This window comes from Pseudomonas sp. FME51 (assembly GCF_014897305.1).
Map to the genome: position 1 here is coordinate 68,595 of NZ_JABUYN010000002.1, position 18,022 is coordinate 86,616.

Sequence of the window (18,022 nt, forward strand, 5' to 3'; positions counted from 1 at the left end):
GATGCAACTGGCCTTTCTGCTCTACAAATATTTTCCCTTCGGTGGTCTGCAGCGGGACTTTCTGCGCATTGCGCGGGTCTGCGAGCAGCGCGGTCATGCTGTGCGTGTCTATACCGTGGAGTGGGAGGGAGAACGGCCGAGCGGGTGGGATATACGGCTGGTGCCAGTCAAGGCCTTGTCGAACCATAGCCGCAACGAGAAATTTTCCAAATGGGTGCAGTCCGATCTGGCCCGTGACCCGGTTGACCGCGTAGTCGGCTTCAACAAGATGCCGGGCCTGGACGTCTACTATGCCGCCGATGGCTGTTATGAAGACAGGGCACAAAATCAGCGCAGCTGGCTCTACCGGTTCGGTCCGCGCTATCGGCATTTCTCCGCCGCTGAGCGTGCGGTGTTTGCACCGGAAGGGCGCACCGAGATTCTGATGATCTCCGAAGTACAGCTACCGCTATTCATGCAGCACTACCGCACACCGATCGAACGCTTTCACCTGTTGCCGCCGGGCATCACCACTGATCGCCGTGCACCGGCCAATGCCGCCGCGATTCGTGCCGACCTGCGGAAAGAATTCAGCCTGACCGACGATGAACTACTGCTGGTACAGATAGGTTCCGGCTTCAAGACCAAGGGCCTGGATCGGACCCTGGAAGCCGTTGCTGCGCTGCCGCCAGCGCTGCGTCAGCGTACCCGGTTGATCATAATCGGCGCCGATAACCCGGCGCCGTTCCAGCGCCAGATTCGTACTCTGAATCTGGAGGACCGGGTGCAGATATTGGCAGGGCGCGATGACGTGCCGCGCTTTCTGCTGGGCGCCGATCTGCTGATCCATCCTGCCTACAATGAAAATACCGGTACCGTCCTGCTCGAAGCGCTGGTCGCCGGCTTGCCGGTACTGACGACCGAAGCATGCGGCTACGCCCACTATATTGAAGAGGCCGATTGCGGCCTGGTGGTGCCGCATCCTTTTGAGCAGAAGACCTTGAATGAATGGCTGGCGCGCATTCTGGATGATCCGGAAACACGTCAGGAATGGCAGGAAAATGCATTGGATTACGCCGAGCACGCTGACCTCTACAGCATGCCGGAACGGGCGGCTGATGTGATTCTGGGAGAGTTGGCGTGACGCTGGTGCTGAACGAACCTTTCAAGACCCTGTGGGCTGGCCGGGACGCCTTTGTCGAGGTGGAAAAGCTGCAGGGCGAAGTATTCCGCGAGCTTGAAGCCCGGCGCACCCTGCGCACTGAAGTGGGCGGGCGCGGCTACTTCGTCAAGATCCACCGGGGAGTAGGTTGGGGCGAGATACTCAAGAACTGGTCCACCCTGAAAAGACCAGTGCTCGGGGCTGATCAGGAATGGGAAGCCATTGCGGCATTGACCCAGGCCGGCGTGCCCACCATGACCGCGGTGGCTTATGGTGAGCGCGGCGCGAACCCAGCCAACCGACACTCCTTTATCATCACCGAGGAGCTCGCTCCGACCATCAGCCTGGAAGACCTCAGCCATAACTGGCCGAGTCATCCGCCGGAGCCGGCGCTGAAGTACGCTCTGATCCATAGAGTGGCAGACATGACCGGGCGTATGCACCGTGCCGGCGTCAATCACCGCGATTGTTACATCTGCCATTTCCTGCTGCATACCGACACGGAACCGACTGCGGACAACCTGAAACTGTCGCTGATCGACCTGCACCGCGCACAGATTCGACCTGCTGTTCCGCGCCGCTGGCGCGACAAGGATCTGGCTGGATTGTATTTCTCGGCGCTGAATATCGGGCTTACCGAACGCGACAAACTGCGCTTCCTGCGCACCTATTTTCAGCGCCCCTTGCGCCAGATTCTGGCAGAAGAGGCGGTCCTGCTGAGTATGCTCGAGCGCAAGGCGGCACGCCTGCAGACACGCTTCGAGCGTAAATACGCGCCCGGCAAGCCGCAATGAAGAGCTGGGTACTCAACCCTGCCTTCGCGGGCGGGGAAGCAGCTCAGCTGTTTGCTGACCTACCCAGCGTATTCGCCTTGCAGGGCGAGAGCATCACCACTGACGATATCAGTGAAGTGCACCGGCTCTGCATGGACGGACGCTGCTACTACATCAAGCGTTATGTCGAAGCGGGAAAGAACCTGCGTCGGTTCATCGGCCGTCCGCGGATACGCGCCGAATGGGAAAATCTGCTCAAATTCCAGCGCTGGGGCATTCCGACAGTACCGGTGGTGGCTTATGGCATGGAGCGTTCCGGCCTGGGCTTTGGTCGGGGCGCGCTGATCACGCTGGGCATCGATGACACTGATGACCTGGCCCATCTGGCGAGGAGTAATGATCCGCGCCTGCACGACCGAAGCTGGCTGGCCGCCGTCATGGCTCAGGTGGCCCGCGGCACGCGGATCATGCATGAGCATGGGTTTGCCCACAATGATCTCAAGTGGCGCAATATCTTGGTCGACCGCACGGCGTCCTCCCAGGTCTACTTCATCGACTGCCCTGCTGGCAGGAAATGGCCGGGCCCGCTGCTGCATTACCGCATCGTCAAAGATCTGGCCTGTCTCGACAAACTAGGTAAATATTACCTGCGACGTGTGGATCGCTTGAGATTCTATTTGGCGTATACGCAACGCCAGCGTCTGACGGCAGCAGATAAGAAGCGCATCAGAGCCGTATTGGCATTTTTCGAGGGGCGCGAATGAGCACCACAGCCAGACTGCGTGATGCCGGCCGTCATCCTCCGGCGCCATTGAGTGTGCAGATTGATGGCGAGCCGCTGACCATTCAGCAATGGCTGCGTGTGCTGCCGGGCAAGCGATTGGTCGGGCAAGGTGAGTGGCAGGACCAGCGAGTGCTGGCCAAGCTGTTCATCGCCACAGGGGCCGAGCGTCATTGGCAGCGGGAAAGCGCTGGCATTCAAGCCTTACAGCGTGCCGGTCTGCCGACTCCGGACCTGCTGGGCAGCGGCGACCTGCCCGGTGGCGGTTACTATCTGTTTACCGAATTCCTGACAGGCTCACAGAGCCTGCAACAGTGCTGGGATCAGCTTGCGGATACAGGGCTGGACAGCCCAGCCGCCACTGCCATCCTTGAGGAAGCATTGCAGGCCATTGCTGCCATGCACAAACAGGGGCTGGCACAAACCGACCTGCATCTTGGCAACTTCATGCGGCACGAGCAGCAGATCTATGTGATTGATGGTGACGCCATTGAGGTGACTGAGCCTGGAAAGCCGTTACGCCAGAGCGCTGCGCAAGCCAATCTGGCCCTGTTCTTCGCCCAGCTTGAGCCACAATGGGATAAACGAACTGACTCGTTGTTGCAGAGCTATCTCAGCATCAACCCACTATCGACGCTGAGCGGCGAACAATTGAACCTCGCCGTTCAGGCAGAGCGCCAGCGGCGGTTGGACGACTTTCTGAGCAAAACACTACGCGACTGCAGCCAGTTCGCTGTCACCAAAACCTTTCAGCGCTACAGCGTAGTACTACGTTCTGAGCAGGAGGCGCTGGCCCCTCTGCTTGATGACCCGGACAGCGTGTTCACTGGCATACCACTGCTCAAGGACGGCGGCAGCAGCACGGTCACGCGCGCTACCGTCGGTGGCCGGGACGTTGTTATCAAACGCTACAACATCAAGGGCCTCGGCCACTGGCTGCAACGCTTCTGGCGTCCGACCCGCGCCTGGCATTCCTGGCTGGCCGGCTGGCGGCTGAACTTTCTCGGCATTGCCACTCCACAGCCGCTGGCTATGATCGAGCGGCGGATTGGGCCGTTGCGTCGCGAGGCTTGGCTGGTTACTGAATACTGCCCAGGTCAGAACCTGCTTGAGCATTTGGGGGAGACGGGTGACGCTATTCCTGATGAGCAGACGGCTGAGGCAATGCTGCGTACCTTCAACCAATTGGCTGAGGCGCGAATCAGTCATGGTGACTTCAAGGCCACCAATCTGCTATGGCAGGGTGGTCAGGTGGTACTGATTGACCTGGACGCCATGACGGCGCATCGCAATGAGGGCGACCGACGCAAGAGCTGGCAGAAAGACAGGGCACGATTCATTCGCAACTGGCCTGCAGACTCAGCTCTTGCGCAATGGCTGGAATCGGTCATGCCGAAATAGCTGTTGGGTGCCCCTCAGTACAACACTTGACTGCGCCGGAATGCTTCTCGGGTCGCCAAGCGCCGCTCGACAACGGCGTGTGTTTTTGGTTTGTCGAGCGCCTGCTCGACGATGGGGTTTTGCGGTGCTGCTTGTCTGCAGTCGCGCTACACCCCGAAAAGCGAAGCTGAACACTCACTGAACGGATCGCAGAAACCCCGGAGTGAGGCAGCTGCCTCCCATATATTGCCCCATTATTTTCAGGGGGCAGGAATGACTCATTCGGTTTTTATTGCAAAAAATGCGCACGATACGTTGCGACGCCATCAGCTCGACAGCTTCGAAGCGCTGTGGAAAGTGGAGGCGGAGCTGGTAGATGAGCCCAACCGAGCTCGTGGCGGATACAGCAGCGTCAGTCGGCTGACCCTGAAAGATGCCAACGGTAACCCCCAGGTTTTCTATCTCAAGCGCCAGAGCAACTACCTGATTCGCAATATGCGCCATCCGTTGGGTGAGCCGACTGTTGCACGAGAGTTCTACAATATAAAGCGCTATGCAGAGTTGGGCATTCCAGCACTGGAAGCCTCCTTTCATGCCAAACGACAGGTAGAAGGGGAGTTGCAGGCGATTCTGTTGACCCGCAATTTGGATGGCTATGTGCCGTTGGATCACTGGTTTGCCAGCTGGCATACGCTGGGGTACTGCCAGAAGCGGGATCTGTTGGCGGCAGCAGCGAAGCTGGTCGCGCTGCTGCACGCAAGCTCGATAGTGCACAACTGCCTGTATCCCAAGCATATCTTTCTTAAGTTGACGGAGGATGAGATAGAGGCTCGCTTGATTGATCTGGAAAATAGCCGTGCGCATCTATTCTCCCCGTGGGGACGCTTGCGCGATCTGGAAGCTTTGTATCGACGCAGCCAGCCGCCCAGCCGCAGCCAACGGCTACGTTTTCTGCTGGCGTACCTGGGCAAATCAAAGGTAGATGCGCAGGTGCGCTATTGGGTTGCCAGGGTACTGCGCCGCTCTGCCCGCAAGCGTGCCAAGCATGACAAGCGCATGGGGCAGAAGTGAGTATTACGGGGCTTTGTGCAACTCCGGACGCACACCACCGATAGATATCGATGTACTGCTTGGCTCACCACTGAATGAAGCCGTGCCGCCATAACAGCGCTTGAAAGCATCCATGGACGCTCCATTCACTAGCTGTCAGCCACTGGCCGCATGGTGTTGCATATTAGTGTAGAATCGCGATGTGTTTTTGCTGTTTGAGAGGCGGCGAACTGACCATTAACGCCGAATGCTCCAATGTCTTCGGTTTTTGTCGCTACGAGGAAAAGTGCAAGGGTCAGGTACTGGGGCGCCGCCGTACTGATACGACCTGATGGTCGACAGGAAACCTGGCCGACAACGGTGCGCCGCTGAACACCTCGCCCAACCTTCGTGGTGAGCCTATTGTTTTTTCATTTTCAGCCAGACATGGGTATCGGCTCTTGGCTGTGGTACGAGTATCGGCAGAGTGCGCGGAGTAGAGATGGAATCAGTAATTAAGTATCGAAAGGACATTGACGGTCTAAGAGCAATTGCAGTCTTGTCGGTAGTGCTTTTTCACCTTGATGTAGGATTGATATCGGGTGGGTTTGTAGGCGTAGATGTGTTCTTTGTTATTTCTGGATTCTTGATTACCTCGATACTCTATCGCGATATAGGTTCTGGAAATTTCAGCTTCGGTCAATTCTTCGAGCGTCGCATTCGGAGACTATTACCGGCCTTATTCACGATGCTGGCCGTTTCTACTGTAATCGCCTGGTTTGTTTTTCTGCCCGTCGATTTTCGTGCCTTTTCTGAAGGGCTGGCAGCTGCCGTAATTTTCTTGGCCAATATACATTATTGGGACAAGACGGATTATTTCGGCGACCCTGTCGAAATGATTCCGCTGCTCCATACCTGGTCACTTGCGGTGGAGGAGCAGTTTTATATATTCTTTCCGCTGCTATTACTTTTCCTGACCAAGTACCTAGCTCGGCATGTCCGGATCATTCTTGCCATTCTCGCGGTAATGTCACTTTTCTCTGCGCAATACATGCTGACGAACTCCCCAGAGGCCGTTTTCTATCTTATGCACCTGCGTGCATGGGAAATGTTGGCGGGCAGTTTGCTTGCGTTGGGGGCCATTCCAGCGATCCGTAACCGCTGGCTGGCTGAATGGACTGCTGCGTCAGGGCTCCTTTTAATAATAGCCAGCGCCTTTCTTCTTACCAAGGAGACACTGTTCCCGGGTGTCGCGGCAGTCCCGGCTGTGGCGGGAGCGGCGATGGTCATTCATGCGGGCTCGTCTACCGTAACATGGGCATCGCGGTTACTGAGCTTTAGGGTACTGGTCTTCGTTGGCTTAATTTCTTATTCACTATATCTATGGCACTGGCCGTTGTTCGTTTTTGTTCGTTATTATTTGATAGAGCCGCTTCAGGTATGGCATCAGATTCTGCTTTCTATAGGTGCGTGTATATTAGGCTGGTTGTCTTGGAAGTTTATTGAGACGCCTTTCCGCGGATCTGAGAGACGGTTCATGCAACCTAGAAAACGGCTGTTTCAGCTCACAGCCTGCCTGAGTCTACTCGCTATCGTTGTCTCGCTGCCGGGGATGATAACGCGTGGCGCTGCGTTTCGTCTGCCTGATCAGGTTGCGAATATAAGTGCTGTAACGAAGGAAACAATTCCGTTTCGGCGCCCATGTTTCGGCTTGACTCCTTCGGAAATTGACAAGGATGACGCTGTCTGCTTTTTGGGTACTACTGCTGATCCGTCTTTTCTTCTATGGGGAGACTCCCATGCGCTGTCACTCGCTCACGGAATGGATCTGGCCGCGCGGTCGGCTGGGGTCTCTGGCGGATTCCTGGGGAAATCTGTGTGCCCCCCGGTGCTTGATACGCAGAACTTTAAACCGTCCGATGTCGATTGCTCCGACTTCAATAGTGCCGCGGTTCGTTACTTGGAACGCCATCCATCTATAACGAGGGTAATACTTGTGGGTGTCTGGTCGGCATATGATGCCCTGTCCACCGAGGGTTATGATAGAAGCTTCGCTGCGGGTCTGGAACGTACCATGGACTTGATGCGAGACATGGAAATTGATGTCACTTTCATTAATGAAGTGCCAAAGATTCGCTATGACGTTCCTTCAGTGCTAGCGCGTGTGGAGTATTTCAACAGGCCTCTCGATATTCGTACACGAAAGCATTCCCACCTCCAGCGCAAGGAGGCCTTTGACAGCTATCTTGAAGACTTGTCCGGAAAGTACGTATTCAATGTGGTTGATCTCGATAGTGTCTACTGTGATGATGCCTTCTGTAATGTCATCACGGATGGACGCGTATTGTACCGTGACTCACACCATTTGAGTGCCTGGGGGTCTGAGCAAGCCAAGAACGAACTGATGATGATGATTTCTGACCTTTCCTTAGGAGGCCGTCATGCAGCAGTCAAATAGAAATGATCAGAAGGGGGTGAAGATCAGTGTCGTTATCCCTGCGTATAACTATGCCCATATATTGCGACGCGCTGCAGAGTCTGTGCTCTTACAGTTAGGCGGAAGCGCTGAGCTCATTATCATTGATGATGGGTCCACGGATAATACACCGGCTGTGATCGAGGCTCTCGAGCGGGATTTTTCTGACTGTTTCAGAGCGGTTCGGCAGGATAATGCAGGGCTGGCAGCTGTTCGCAATAAGGGGCTGGATATTGCACAAGGTCAGTATCTGATATTTTTGGATGCCGATGATGAAATGTTGCCGGGTGCATTGGCGGCCTTGAATGAACATATTGACCTGAGACCTGATACCCAGCTGGTGATTGGTGGGCATGTCTCACGATATCCTGATGGTCGTGAGGATGAGCATCTTCCTGATCCCCTGCCGCCCGATGCTTATACCCGTGTGCGTAACTATCTTATAGAGAGGACATTGGGCGTATCGAATGGTGCATGTGCGATGCGAAAAGATATCTTTTCTCATGGAAGGTATCCCGAACGATTTCGCAGTGCCGAGGACATACCAGTTTTTGCCCAGGTGTTTGCCCATGGCGTGTGCACTAATCTCGATCATCTGCTGACCCGTATTTACAAACATGATGATAGTATGCGACATGATCTCAAGGCTGGACTGAAGGTTGGCGATCAACTGGTAGGGGAGATCTTTGATGGTGGACGCCTGCCTGCAGAAATGAACGAGATGCGTAAGCTATTCGCTGCACAACGTTATTTGTCTTTGTTTCGGACTGCCCTCGCTGCCGGTGAGGACGAAAAGGCGAAGGAGCTGTATAAACAGGCATTGTCTGCTGACTGGCGCGCCATTTTTCGGACGTCTTACACTCGAAAGGCATTGCGATTGTGGGTGGGGATGAGTGGTTGAGAGTCAGTACGTCACTGCGGGGGCGAGTGTCTGACGAGTGCTGAAGTCATGCGAGAAGTGGCTTGAGCCAAATACATGATGATGGGAGAGGAAAGATGCATGAGGCACCAACTGCAGAATTTATCCTGAAGAAGCCGCACTGGGTACAGGACAGACTAGTTTTTGACATTGAAAGCTCCCGTGGGACTTTCAGTCCCTACTTCAAATGCGACACTCTGAAACTGCAGGAAAGTATTGAGGCCTCATTGCTTCTGAGTACGTTGCCTGCGATGTGCGACAGTCGGCGCTTGACGTCTGAAACCCCAGTATCAGAATCTCTTCTTCATAACATGCGCCAATTCTCGGAGATTTTTTCCAGTTGGTTCCCTGAGTATCATGCGCTGGAGCTAACAGACATTTCTGGCGACCAAGCTGTCTCCAGAAATACAGGTAGGGTAGGCAGTTTCTTCACTGGGGGCGTCGACTCGTTTTATACCTTTATCAAGCACCGGAGCGAAATCACAGATCTCATCTATGTCCATGGCTATGATCTGCAGCTTGATGACCTTTCAAGGCGAGAGGCGATAACGGAGATGGGCCGGCAGATTGCTGAAGAGGCCAATATTCGTTTTATTGAGATTGAAACCGATAGCCAGAAGTTGTTCCGTGCTTTTGGTGAGTGGGGCCTTAAAAGTCATGGTATTGCGCTGGGCGTCGCTGGACGTTTGCTTGCGGGGCATTTGGACAAGATTTACGTTCCATCCAGTTTTGCTGAGGAGGACCTCATGCCTTGGGGCTCGCATCCGGACACAGACCCTTTGCTATCAGACGAAACTGTTGAATATGTGCATGATGGTTGTGAGGCTTCTCGAGTCGAGAAAGTGCAGGTCATTAAGGACAGCGCGCTCGCGCTGGATCATCTTCGAGTCTGTTGGGAGCGTGTTGAAGGAGCATACAACTGTGGCGCTTGTGAAAAATGCCTAAGGACAATGACCAGCATGTATGCGATGGGCGTTTTGGCTGAGTGTAAAACCTTTCCTCACAAGATTGATGAGAAGCGCATACGGTCGTTTTTGCTGACAAGTAGCTCTGCGCGTAAATTCACCAATGAAAACCTCCGGCTAATGGAAAGCAGCGGGCTGCAATCTTCTTCAGTTTATGCTGCATGGTTAAAGATCTTGAGTCGCTCTGATTCCCACAACTGGCGTATCTGGCGTTATAGAAGAAGCATGGGGAAGCTGAAGCGTGCCATACATAAGGTTTTTCTGGGGCGGAAGGTTGAATAAGGTAAGTGCATGAAAACTGTCGATGAAGTACTGGAAGCTGCCCAGAACCACTACCAACGGATTTACTTTCGTCCGAACTCGGGCAATGCGGGTGATTCGCTGATAAATGTGGGTTTCTACTCAATTGCCGAGCGCACCGGGCTTGAGTACGAGGAGATCTCCGATTCTTTTGACTTCGACAGTTTGGGTGAGAGAGATCTAGTCATCCTGTCCGGGGGGGGCAACATCGTCCCATATTGGGAAGGAGGAAGTGATCTTATTCGAAGGCTCACGGCTTATCCATTCCCGCTGCTGCTCATGCCCCAATCTATTGAAGGCAGGCAAGATGTGCTGGGTCTCTTGCGCGAGAAGGATGTGCTTTTTCTTCGTGAACAATACAGTTACGACTACGCTTGCTCATTGGGTCTATCCTGCTCAATCAAGCTGGATCATGATCTTGCGTTTTCAGTAGATCGAGAAATGTTACGCGAGAGGGGAGGTATGCGGCTGAGTATAAAGAATATCCGTAGGATGGCTTATATCGCTTACCATTTCGTCAGGTCGAGATTTACTGGGGACCTCCAAGCTCTACGAACCGACAGGGAATCACGGATTGAGGGGAAGAAAAAGAAGATTAACGACATTTCACGACTGGCTAAATTTGGGACGCGCAATAGAGAGCTAAACCTGGTGTCATCCTATTGGTTATTGAAGGTGCTCTCTTGGTACGAACGGGTAGAAACGGACCGTCTCCATGTTTTTGTTGCCTGCGTTCTGGTTGGCACGAAGGTCAGACTTCGTGAAAACTCGTACTATAAGATTCGAGGTGTCTACGATTTTTCCATCAAGTCCAAACCGGACTACAGCAGGCTTGTTGACTTCAAGAAGGCGTAACTCCGTACTTGACTGAGCAGTCACCGGGGTCAGAGAGTAATCGGGGTCAGATGAAAGTAAGTATAGATATGTAAGCCGGCGACCTGCTCATAAGACTTTACTGAGTAGGTCGCGGCTCCTAAAGCACCGTCTTCTATACGAACCGGATGGGTCCTTTATACTTAGCCACCATGCTGTCATGTGTCAGCAGCTCCATCCCTTCTTCCATGGCCTGTGCTATCAGAATGCGATCAAACGGGTCTTTATGGTGGTCTTCCAAGGTTATAACCCGTGCGGTGTGCTCGCTGGTAATGACTAATTCATGATAGTCAGCGTCCAGCAGGGCCCGGCGTAGTACGGAGGGGTCGAGTTTCAAGCCGCCGCTGCCGGTCTTAATGGCCACCTCCCAAATACTAGCTGCACTGAAATACAGCTCATGCGACGGTGACTTGATAATATCGGCAGCTTCGGTTGGTAGTCGATCAGGGTCTACTGCCGCCCAGATCAGGAGGTGGGTGTCGAGCAAAAACTTCAAGGCTGGCCACCTGTGAACAGCGACTCGATCTCATCCGCCATCATGGTGTCGAAATCCTCGGGTATCTCACAAATGCCTTGAAGCATCCCGGTCCGGGGCTTCTTGTGGATGCCCGTGACTCGAGCCACGGGTTTGCCAGCTTTGGCGATGATAAACGAACCGCCTTGAGTGCTGATGTGATCAACCAGCTTCGACAGGTTGGTCTTGGCCTCATGCATGTTGACGGTTTCTACGTTCATAGCTGTATACCCGGTTAAACTAACGTTGTTAGCTAATTTTAGTGCGAAATACTAAAAAACGCTAATGAGGTAGCTTTGGTGGTTTTGCAGCAGGCAGCTGCAACAGCAGTCTGGAGCGGAGGCGACAACGGTACGGTGTTAGTCGTTCACGTTCTGCTGAACATGAACAAGGTCCCAATGCTCGGATTCACCAGCTCCCAATCACTCTCATAGCGCAGCAAATGCTGATAGTTCCTATCTCGCATCCGTCTGGATAGCGGTCGGCCCAAGCAGCGCATATCCGAGATGTCGATCAGTCCCAGCTCATTGTCTGGGGTCAGGACGATATTACCCATATGCAGCGAGCGGAAGTACACACCCAGGTCATGCAGTTTGGTGATGAATTCAGCCAGACGGGCAAAGAGCTCAAGCTGGTCGAGACTGGTGTCGTTGTGCAGCAGTTGCCGAAGTGTTTCGCCTGCCAGTGGCTCGTAATGTACGACGGAGCGGTATGGGGTGCTCATCTGGTAAAGCTGGATGACCTGGGGGCAGGGGATACCGAGGCGCTGCAGTTCTGCGGCGTTTTCCGCGAAGCGCTTGGCCGGTGGATGGAAAGCGCTTTTTGAGAACCAGCTTTTGCGCCGGAACAATTTGAGAAAAGTACCATCGGCCAGGCGCAGGACCTTTTCGCCATGACCATCTTTCTCCAGTATCTGCGCGTCGGTGCGCCAGATATCGTACTGTTCCCTGCTGAGTGGCTGCATTGACACGATCCTGAAACAAAACGGCAGTTTACCGTAACTACAGTTTTGCTTCATGTGCAGTATCGTTCAGATGCAGAGGCCTTTGGTCGTGTCGGGGTTGCCGGCGGTGCGCTGTGATAAACTCCCGGCCTGATTCCATTTCGCGAAGAGCTTATGTCGGATTCTCAGAAAGAAAGCTTTGCCCGCTCCAGTATTCGCATCTATGCGCGCCTGCTTGGCTACGTCAAACCCTACTGGCTGCCTTTTGCGGTCAGTATTTTTGGCTTCATGATCTTTGCATCCAGCCAGCCGGCTATGGCCGGGATGCTGAAGTATTTCGTTGATGGTCTGACTGAGGGGGATAGCGCGCAGTTCCTCGGTGTCCCACTGATCTGGGGTTTTCCGCTGTTCATCATACTGATCGCGGTGTATCAGGGGATAGGCTCCTTTCTGGGTAATTATTACATTGCTCGAGTGTCGTTGGGGGTGGTGCATGACCTGCGGACCGCGCTGTTCGACAACCTGCTAACTCTGCCCAACCGCTATTTTGACAACAACAACTCGGGCCATCTGGTCTCGCGCGTCACCTTCAACGTAACGATGGTAACCGGGGCCGCCACCGATGCGATCAAGGTGGTGTTTCGCGAAGGCATGACGGTGATCTTCCTATTTGGCTATCTGCTATGGATGAACTGGAAGCTGACCCTGGTCCTGATGGCGGTTCTTCCGCTGATTGGCTTGCTGGTCAACAGCACCAGTAAAAAATTCCGCAAACAGAGCAAAAAGATCCAGACTGCCATGGGCGATGTTACCCATGTGACCTCCGAAACCATCACCGGTTATCGTGTGGTGCGTAGTTTCGGCGGCGAGACGTATGAGAGTGAGCGATTTGAGAAGGCCAGTGAAAACAATCGTTTACGCGGCCTGAGGATGGTGCGTACGGGCGCGGTATTTACGCCCATGTTGCAGTTGGTGACCTACGGCGCGATGGCTGGCGTGATGTTCCTGGTGCTGTTTCTACGTGGTGATGCCACGGCGGGTGACCTGGTGGCCTATATCACTGCGGCCGGTATGTTGCCAAAACCTATCCGTCAGCTATCCGAAGTCAGCGCCAATATCCAGAAAGGTATCGCCGCGGCCGAGAGTATCTTCGAGCAGTTGGACGAGGAACCCGAGAAGGATACTGGCAACATAGAGCGCGACCGCATCAGCGGACGTATCGAAGTGAAGAATCTGTCCTTCCATTATCCCGAGACGGACAAGGTGGTGTTGCAAAACATCAGTTTTTCCGTCGAGCCGGGGCAGATGGTGGCATTGGTTGGGCGCTCGGGCAGTGGCAAGTCGACGCTTGCCAATCTCATTCCCCGTTTCTACAGTCATGACGAGGGTGAGATCCTGCTTGATGGCGTTGAGGTGGAGCAGTACCGCCTGCGCAATCTGCGACGGCACATCGCGCTGGTGACCCAGCATGTCACTCTATTCAACGATACGGTGGCTAACAATATCGCCTATGGTGATCTGGCCGGTGCGCCGCGCGAAGCCATTATCGAGGCCGCTGAAGCGGCCTATGCGCGCGAATTCATCGAGGAGTTACCCCAGGGTTTTGATACGCTGGTGGGTGAAAACGGCGTGCTGCTATCCGGTGGTCAGCGTCAGCGCTTGGCTATTGCCCGCGCCCTGTTGCGCGACGCGCCCATTCTGATTCTGGATGAGGCTACGTCTGCGCTGGACACTGAGTCTGAGCGGCATATCCAAGGCGCATTGGATCGCGTCATGGAGGGGCGGACCGCCTTGGTGATTGCCCACCGTCTGTCGACCGTTGAGAAGGCCGACATCATTATGGTGATGGACAAGGGCCAGATCGTCGAGCGAGGCAGTCACGTTGAGCTGATGGCGCAGAATGGCTATTACGCGCGGCTGCATAGCATGCAGTTTCAGGATGAAAAGCCTGTTGTCTGAGACGTTATTACCCAGACCAAAGGGTCGGAACCAATATAAATGAGTGATGCAATGAAACTGACCATGCCCCGTTTTGACTCCGCGCCGGTTCTGGTGGTGGGTGATGTGATGCTGGACCGCTATTGGCACGGCCCCACCCACCGTATTTCGCCGGAAGCGCCGGTACCAGTGGTCAAGGTTGATCATATGGAAGATCGTCCCGGTGGCGCAGGTAACGTGGCGCTGAATATTGCAGCGCTGGGTGCCCCTGCCTGGCTGGTAGGCGTGACGGGTGCCGACGAGGCCGCCGACAGCTTGCGGCAGCGTTTGAATGCGGCTGGGGTCTATTGTGCCTTTCAGGCGCATCCGGAGCAGCCGACGATTACCAAACTGCGGGTGATGAGTCGACATCAGCAATTGCTTCGTCTCGACTTTGAGCAACCCTTTGAGACCGATGGTGCTGCCGTGCTGGAGACAGTCAAGGGACTGTTGGATCAGGTCAAGGTGGTTATTCTCTCCGACTACGGCAAGGGTGCGTTGGTCAACCATCAAGCGCTGATCAGGTTGGCCCGGGAGCATAATCTGCCGGTGTTGGCTGACCCCAAAGGCAAGGATTTTTCGATCTACCGTGGCGCGACCCTGATCACTCCCAACCTGTCTGAGTTTGAGGCGGTGGTGGGTGTCTGCTCCACCGAGCAGGAGCTCGTCGACAGGGGTATGGCACTGATCGAAGAACTGGACCTGGAGGCGCTGCTGGTGACCCGCAGCGAGCACGGCATGACGCTGCTGCGACGTGGTGAGGTGGCGATGCATTTGCCGGCCCGTGCGCGGGAAGTGTTCGATGTGACCGGTGCCGGTGACACTGTGATTTCTACGTTGGCTACCGCACTGGCGGCCGGAGAATCGATGTCCAATGCTGTGGGCTTGGCCAACCTGGCTGCGGGTATCGTTATCGGTAAGCTGGGCACCGCTGCTGTCAGCGCACCTGAGCTTCGTCGTGCCGTGCAGCATGAGCAGGGGGCGGGGCTCGGTGTGCTGTCGGCTGAGCAGCTGATCGTGGCTGTGGAAGATGCCCGTGCCCATGGCGAGCGCATCGTCTTTACCAACGGCTGTTTTGACATTGTCCATGCCGGTCATGTCGGTTATCTGGAGGAGGCGCGTAGCCAGGGTGATCGGTTGATCGTGGCAATCAATGACGATGCTTCAGTGACCCGCCTGAAAGGCCCAGGGCGACCGATCAACGCGGTTGAGCGGCGCATGACGGTGTTGGCTGGGTTGGGTGCTGTGGATTGGGTGGTCAGTTTCCCCGAAGACACACCGGAAGTTCTGTTGGAGCAGCTGCGGCCGGACGTATTGGTCAAGGGCGGAGACTACGGCATCGATCAGGTGGTGGGCGCGTCCATAGTGCAGGCCTACGGTGGTGAAGTGAAGGTATTGAAATTCGTCGATAGTTGCTCGACTACGGCCATTGTTGAAAAGATTCGTGAGCAGAGTAAGGAGGCTGGCTCTCCCGGAGCCATTTAAACACTGCGGTGCTCCAGTCTGATGGCTCCCACGCTCTGCGTGGTAGCCGCGCCGTGAACGCTCCAGCGTCCGAACGATCAGTTATGAGGTCAGCGCTCGGTTCTGCGGACGCGCACTAGCTTATGGCCTGAACGCATTTCGGGCATGGCAATACATCTTCCCTGCGCTACTTCCGCCATTGCACTTGGTACCGAACCATTGTCTGGCCGCCTTGCGGCAGTTGCGATAAGCGATTGAGCCGCTGCGGTGATTACTGCAGACGCTGGCAAAGTCCAGCGTGCTGCCGTCATGTTGGTAATACATGCGGTATTCGGTTTCCGTGCCTCGGGCGTCGAGCCACTTCACTTTTTCCGTTTTTCTTTCAATCTTCGGAGCCTCGACTGGCCCGTTTCGCTCCTTGTCTGCCACCACTGAGAGCATGCTGTTTACGCTGCGCCTGGGCGTATAGTTGTGGTCGCTGAATACGGTTTGTCGTTCGACCCTGCGATCGCTGGCATGGGTGGGCAGACTGATGCTCATCATTGCTGATAGGAAAATGATGGTGCTGAAGACTGACAGGCGACGCTGGCATCCGTTTCGGGTTTGGCTGGCATCCATGATGAGCCCCGGGCAGTTGGTGGGTTCAACGTGCAAGATAGCAAGGGTGGCCAACGAAGGAGTTGCGGCAGTTCACAATATTGCGCAGAGGGCGTGAGTAGAAGAGGGTTTTGTGACGCAAGGCATATAAGACTCTGCTCCGCAGCAATCCTTGGCAGCTGCGGAGCAGGGTGATCAAACTGATGAATCAGCCAGCGGCACGCATGTGGCCGAATTCTTCCAGGTTAAGGTGCCATTCGACAGCCTCGCGCAGCAGGTGCGGGGTGTGGCCGCCCTTGTCGCAGGCGCGGTCGAAATAGTCGTTCAATGCGTCGCGGTAGTCCGGATGCACGCAATTGTCGATTACCTGACGGGCACGCTCACGAGGTGCCAGACCGCGCAGGTCGGCCAGACCCTGCTCGGTAACCAGAATGTCGACGTCATGCTCGGTGTGGTCCACATGGCTGACCATGGGCACGACGCTGGAGATGGCGCCGCCCTTGGCAATCGACTTGGTGACGAAGATCGCCAGATTGGCGTTACGGGCAAAATCCCCCGAGCCACCGATGCCGTTCATCATTTTTGTGCCACCGACGTGGGTCGAGTTGACGTTGCCGTAGATATCGAACTCCAAAGCGGTATTGATGCCGATGATACCCAGGCGGCGGACAATTTCCGGGTGGTTGGACATTTCCTGCGGGCGCATGACCAGCTTGTCCTTGTACTTCTCCAGGTTGCCGAACACGCGCTCGTTGCAACGACCGGACAGGGTGATGGAGCAGCCGGAGGCAAACTTCATCTTGCCGGCGTCGATCAGCTCGAAGGTGCAGTCCTGGAGTACTTCGGAGTACATCACCAGGTCTTCAAATGAGGAATCGACAAAGCCGCAGATGACCGCATTGGCGATGCTGCCGATACCCGCTTGCAACGGCCCCAGGTTCTTCGGCAGGCGGCCGGCTTCAACCTCCTTCTCGAAGAAACCGATCAGGTGATTGGCAATGCCCTGGGTTTCTTCATCCGGCGGAGTAACCGTGGAGTAGGAGTCGGGTTGGTCGGTAATGACAATCGCAGCGATCTTGGCCGGGTCGATCGGGATGGCTGTGCTGCCGATGCGCTGATCGGAGGTGACCAGGGGGATCGGTGTGCGGGTCGGCCGGTAGGTCGGGATATAGATGTCGTGCAGACCTTCCAGGTTCGGGTTGTGTGCGAGGTTGATCTCGACCACGACCTGCTTGGCGAAGATGGCGAAGCTGGCGGAGTTGCCGACGGAGGTGGTCGGTACTATGTGACCTTCCTCGGTGATGGCAACGGCTTCGATAACGGCAATATCGGGCATCTTCAATTGATGGTTGCGCATCTGCTCGACGGTGTCGGACAGGTGTTGATCGATGAACATGACCTCGCCCTGGTTGATCGCCTTGCGCAGGGTTGCGTCCACCTGGAAGGGCATCCGGCGAGCCAGTACACCGGCTTCGGTCAAGTGTTTGTCCAGATCATTGCCCAGGCTGGCTCCGGTCAGCAGGCTGATTTTCAGCGGCTGTTCACGGGCGCGTTCGGCCAGTGCCTGTGGCACTGCCTTGGCTTCACCGGCACGGGTGAAACCGCTCATGCCGACGGTCATACCATCTTCAATCAATAATGCAGCGTCTGCCGCGCTCATGACCTTGTCATGCAGCGCAGCCATGCGAATACGACTTTTATACATGGATTTGATACCAGTGGGTGATTACGAACAGCCGGCAGTCTAGGGAAGTGCGGGCCATCATTGCGATCCGACCAAGGTCTAAGGAGCCCGAGCATGCGTGGATGCACGTCGGAGACCTCCTTTAGCAATCCGTGGAAAAACTGCTCATTACTGCGTTTTTCAACGACCTACTAGGGTGACCTATG

At 55.2% G+C, this 18,022-nt stretch carries 16 protein-coding genes; 11 read left to right on the plus strand and 5 right to left on the minus strand.

The features are described 5' to 3' along the window. The first annotated feature begins 1 nt into the window (after position 1). From INT39_RS04770 to INT39_RS04810, 9 genes are all read left to right on the plus strand, one after another. Complete coding sequence (locus tag INT39_RS04770; RefSeq protein WP_193072176.1) at positions 2-1,123, plus strand: glycosyltransferase family 4 protein; 1,122 nt, start codon at positions 2-4, stop codon at positions 1,121-1,123. Beyond that, the gene (gene rfaP, locus INT39_RS04775; RefSeq protein WP_193072178.1) at positions 1,120-1,935 is read left to right on the plus strand and encodes a lipopolysaccharide core heptose(I) kinase RfaP; all 816 of its coding nucleotides are present in this window, start codon (positions 1,120-1,122) and stop codon (positions 1,933-1,935) included. The genes INT39_RS04770 and rfaP overlap by 4 nt, the downstream gene beginning before the upstream one ends. Next, positions 1,932-2,678 (plus strand): lipopolysaccharide kinase InaA family protein, encoded by a 747-nt coding sequence (locus INT39_RS04780; RefSeq protein ID WP_193072180.1) that lies wholly within the window; start codon positions 1,932-1,934, stop codon positions 2,676-2,678. The genes rfaP and INT39_RS04780 overlap by 4 nt, the downstream gene beginning before the upstream one ends. After that, complete coding sequence (locus INT39_RS04785; RefSeq protein WP_193072181.1) at positions 2,675-4,096, plus strand: lipopolysaccharide kinase InaA family protein; 1,422 nt, start codon at positions 2,675-2,677, stop codon at positions 4,094-4,096. The genes INT39_RS04780 and INT39_RS04785 overlap by 4 nt, the downstream gene beginning before the upstream one ends. A gap of 252 nt (positions 4,097-4,348) precedes the next feature. Then, positions 4,349-5,146: a lipopolysaccharide kinase InaA family protein gene (locus INT39_RS04790; protein WP_193072183.1), complete on the plus strand. Its 798-nt coding sequence runs from the start codon at positions 4,349-4,351 to the stop codon at positions 5,144-5,146. Between the two features lie 460 nt (positions 5,147-5,606). After that, on the plus strand, positions 5,607-7,562 hold the full coding sequence (locus INT39_RS04795; RefSeq protein ID WP_193072184.1) for an acyltransferase family protein: 1,956 nt from the start codon (positions 5,607-5,609) through the stop codon (positions 7,560-7,562). Beyond that, positions 7,546-8,481: a glycosyltransferase family 2 protein gene (locus INT39_RS04800; protein ID WP_193072185.1), complete on the plus strand. Its 936-nt coding sequence runs from the start codon at positions 7,546-7,548 to the stop codon at positions 8,479-8,481. Before INT39_RS04795 ends, INT39_RS04800 begins: the two co-directional genes overlap by 17 nt. 95 nt (positions 8,482-8,576) lie before the next feature. Next, on the plus strand, positions 8,577-9,746 hold the full coding sequence (locus tag INT39_RS04805) for a hypothetical protein (protein WP_193072186.1): 1,170 nt from the start codon (positions 8,577-8,579) through the stop codon (positions 9,744-9,746). 9 nt (positions 9,747-9,755) lie between these two features. Continuing rightward, positions 9,756-10,619 (plus strand): polysaccharide pyruvyl transferase family protein, encoded by an 864-nt coding sequence (locus tag INT39_RS04810; RefSeq protein ID WP_193072187.1) that lies wholly within the window; start codon positions 9,756-9,758, stop codon positions 10,617-10,619. A gap of 133 nt (positions 10,620-10,752) precedes the next feature. On the opposite strand, the gene INT39_RS04815 is transcribed toward INT39_RS04810, so the two are convergent. The 3 genes from INT39_RS04815 to INT39_RS04825 form a co-directional block, all read right to left on the minus strand. After that, complete coding sequence (locus tag INT39_RS04815; protein WP_193072188.1) at positions 10,753-11,133, minus strand: type II toxin-antitoxin system VapC family toxin; 381 nt, start codon at positions 11,131-11,133, stop codon at positions 10,753-10,755. Continuing rightward, complete coding sequence (locus tag INT39_RS04820; protein ID WP_193072189.1) at positions 11,130-11,372, minus strand: type II toxin-antitoxin system Phd/YefM family antitoxin; 243 nt, start codon at positions 11,370-11,372, stop codon at positions 11,130-11,132. Before INT39_RS04820 ends, INT39_RS04815 begins: the two co-directional genes overlap by 4 nt. Positions 11,373-11,518: 146 nt before the next feature. Next, positions 11,519-12,115, minus strand: a complete 597-nt coding sequence (locus tag INT39_RS04825) for a lipopolysaccharide kinase InaA family protein (RefSeq protein WP_193072191.1) — start codon at positions 12,113-12,115, stop codon at positions 11,519-11,521. 153 nt (positions 12,116-12,268) lie between these two features. Between INT39_RS04825 and msbA the strand changes: the two genes are divergently transcribed. Both msbA and hldE read left to right on the plus strand, forming a co-directional pair. After that, complete coding sequence (msbA, locus tag INT39_RS04830) at positions 12,269-14,053, plus strand: lipid A export permease/ATP-binding protein MsbA (RefSeq protein WP_193072193.1); 1,785 nt, start codon at positions 12,269-12,271, stop codon at positions 14,051-14,053. A 51-nt stretch (positions 14,054-14,104) separates the two neighbouring features. Then, positions 14,105-15,556: a bifunctional D-glycero-beta-D-manno-heptose-7-phosphate kinase/D-glycero-beta-D-manno-heptose 1-phosphate adenylyltransferase HldE gene (hldE, locus tag INT39_RS04835; RefSeq protein WP_193073019.1), complete on the plus strand. Its 1,452-nt coding sequence runs from the start codon at positions 14,105-14,107 to the stop codon at positions 15,554-15,556. A gap of 120 nt (positions 15,557-15,676) precedes the next feature. On the opposite strand, the gene INT39_RS04840 is transcribed toward hldE, so the two are convergent. Continuing rightward, positions 15,677-16,153, minus strand: a complete 477-nt coding sequence (locus INT39_RS04840) for a hypothetical protein (RefSeq protein ID WP_193072195.1) — start codon at positions 16,151-16,153, stop codon at positions 15,677-15,679. Between the two features lie 187 nt (positions 16,154-16,340). Next, positions 16,341-17,837 carry an acetyl-CoA hydrolase/transferase family protein gene (locus INT39_RS04845; RefSeq protein ID WP_193072197.1) on the minus strand — a complete coding sequence of 499 codons (1,497 nt, stop codon included), beginning with the start codon at positions 17,835-17,837 and terminating at the stop codon, positions 16,341-16,343. Between the last annotated feature and the right edge of the window lie 185 nt (positions 17,838-18,022).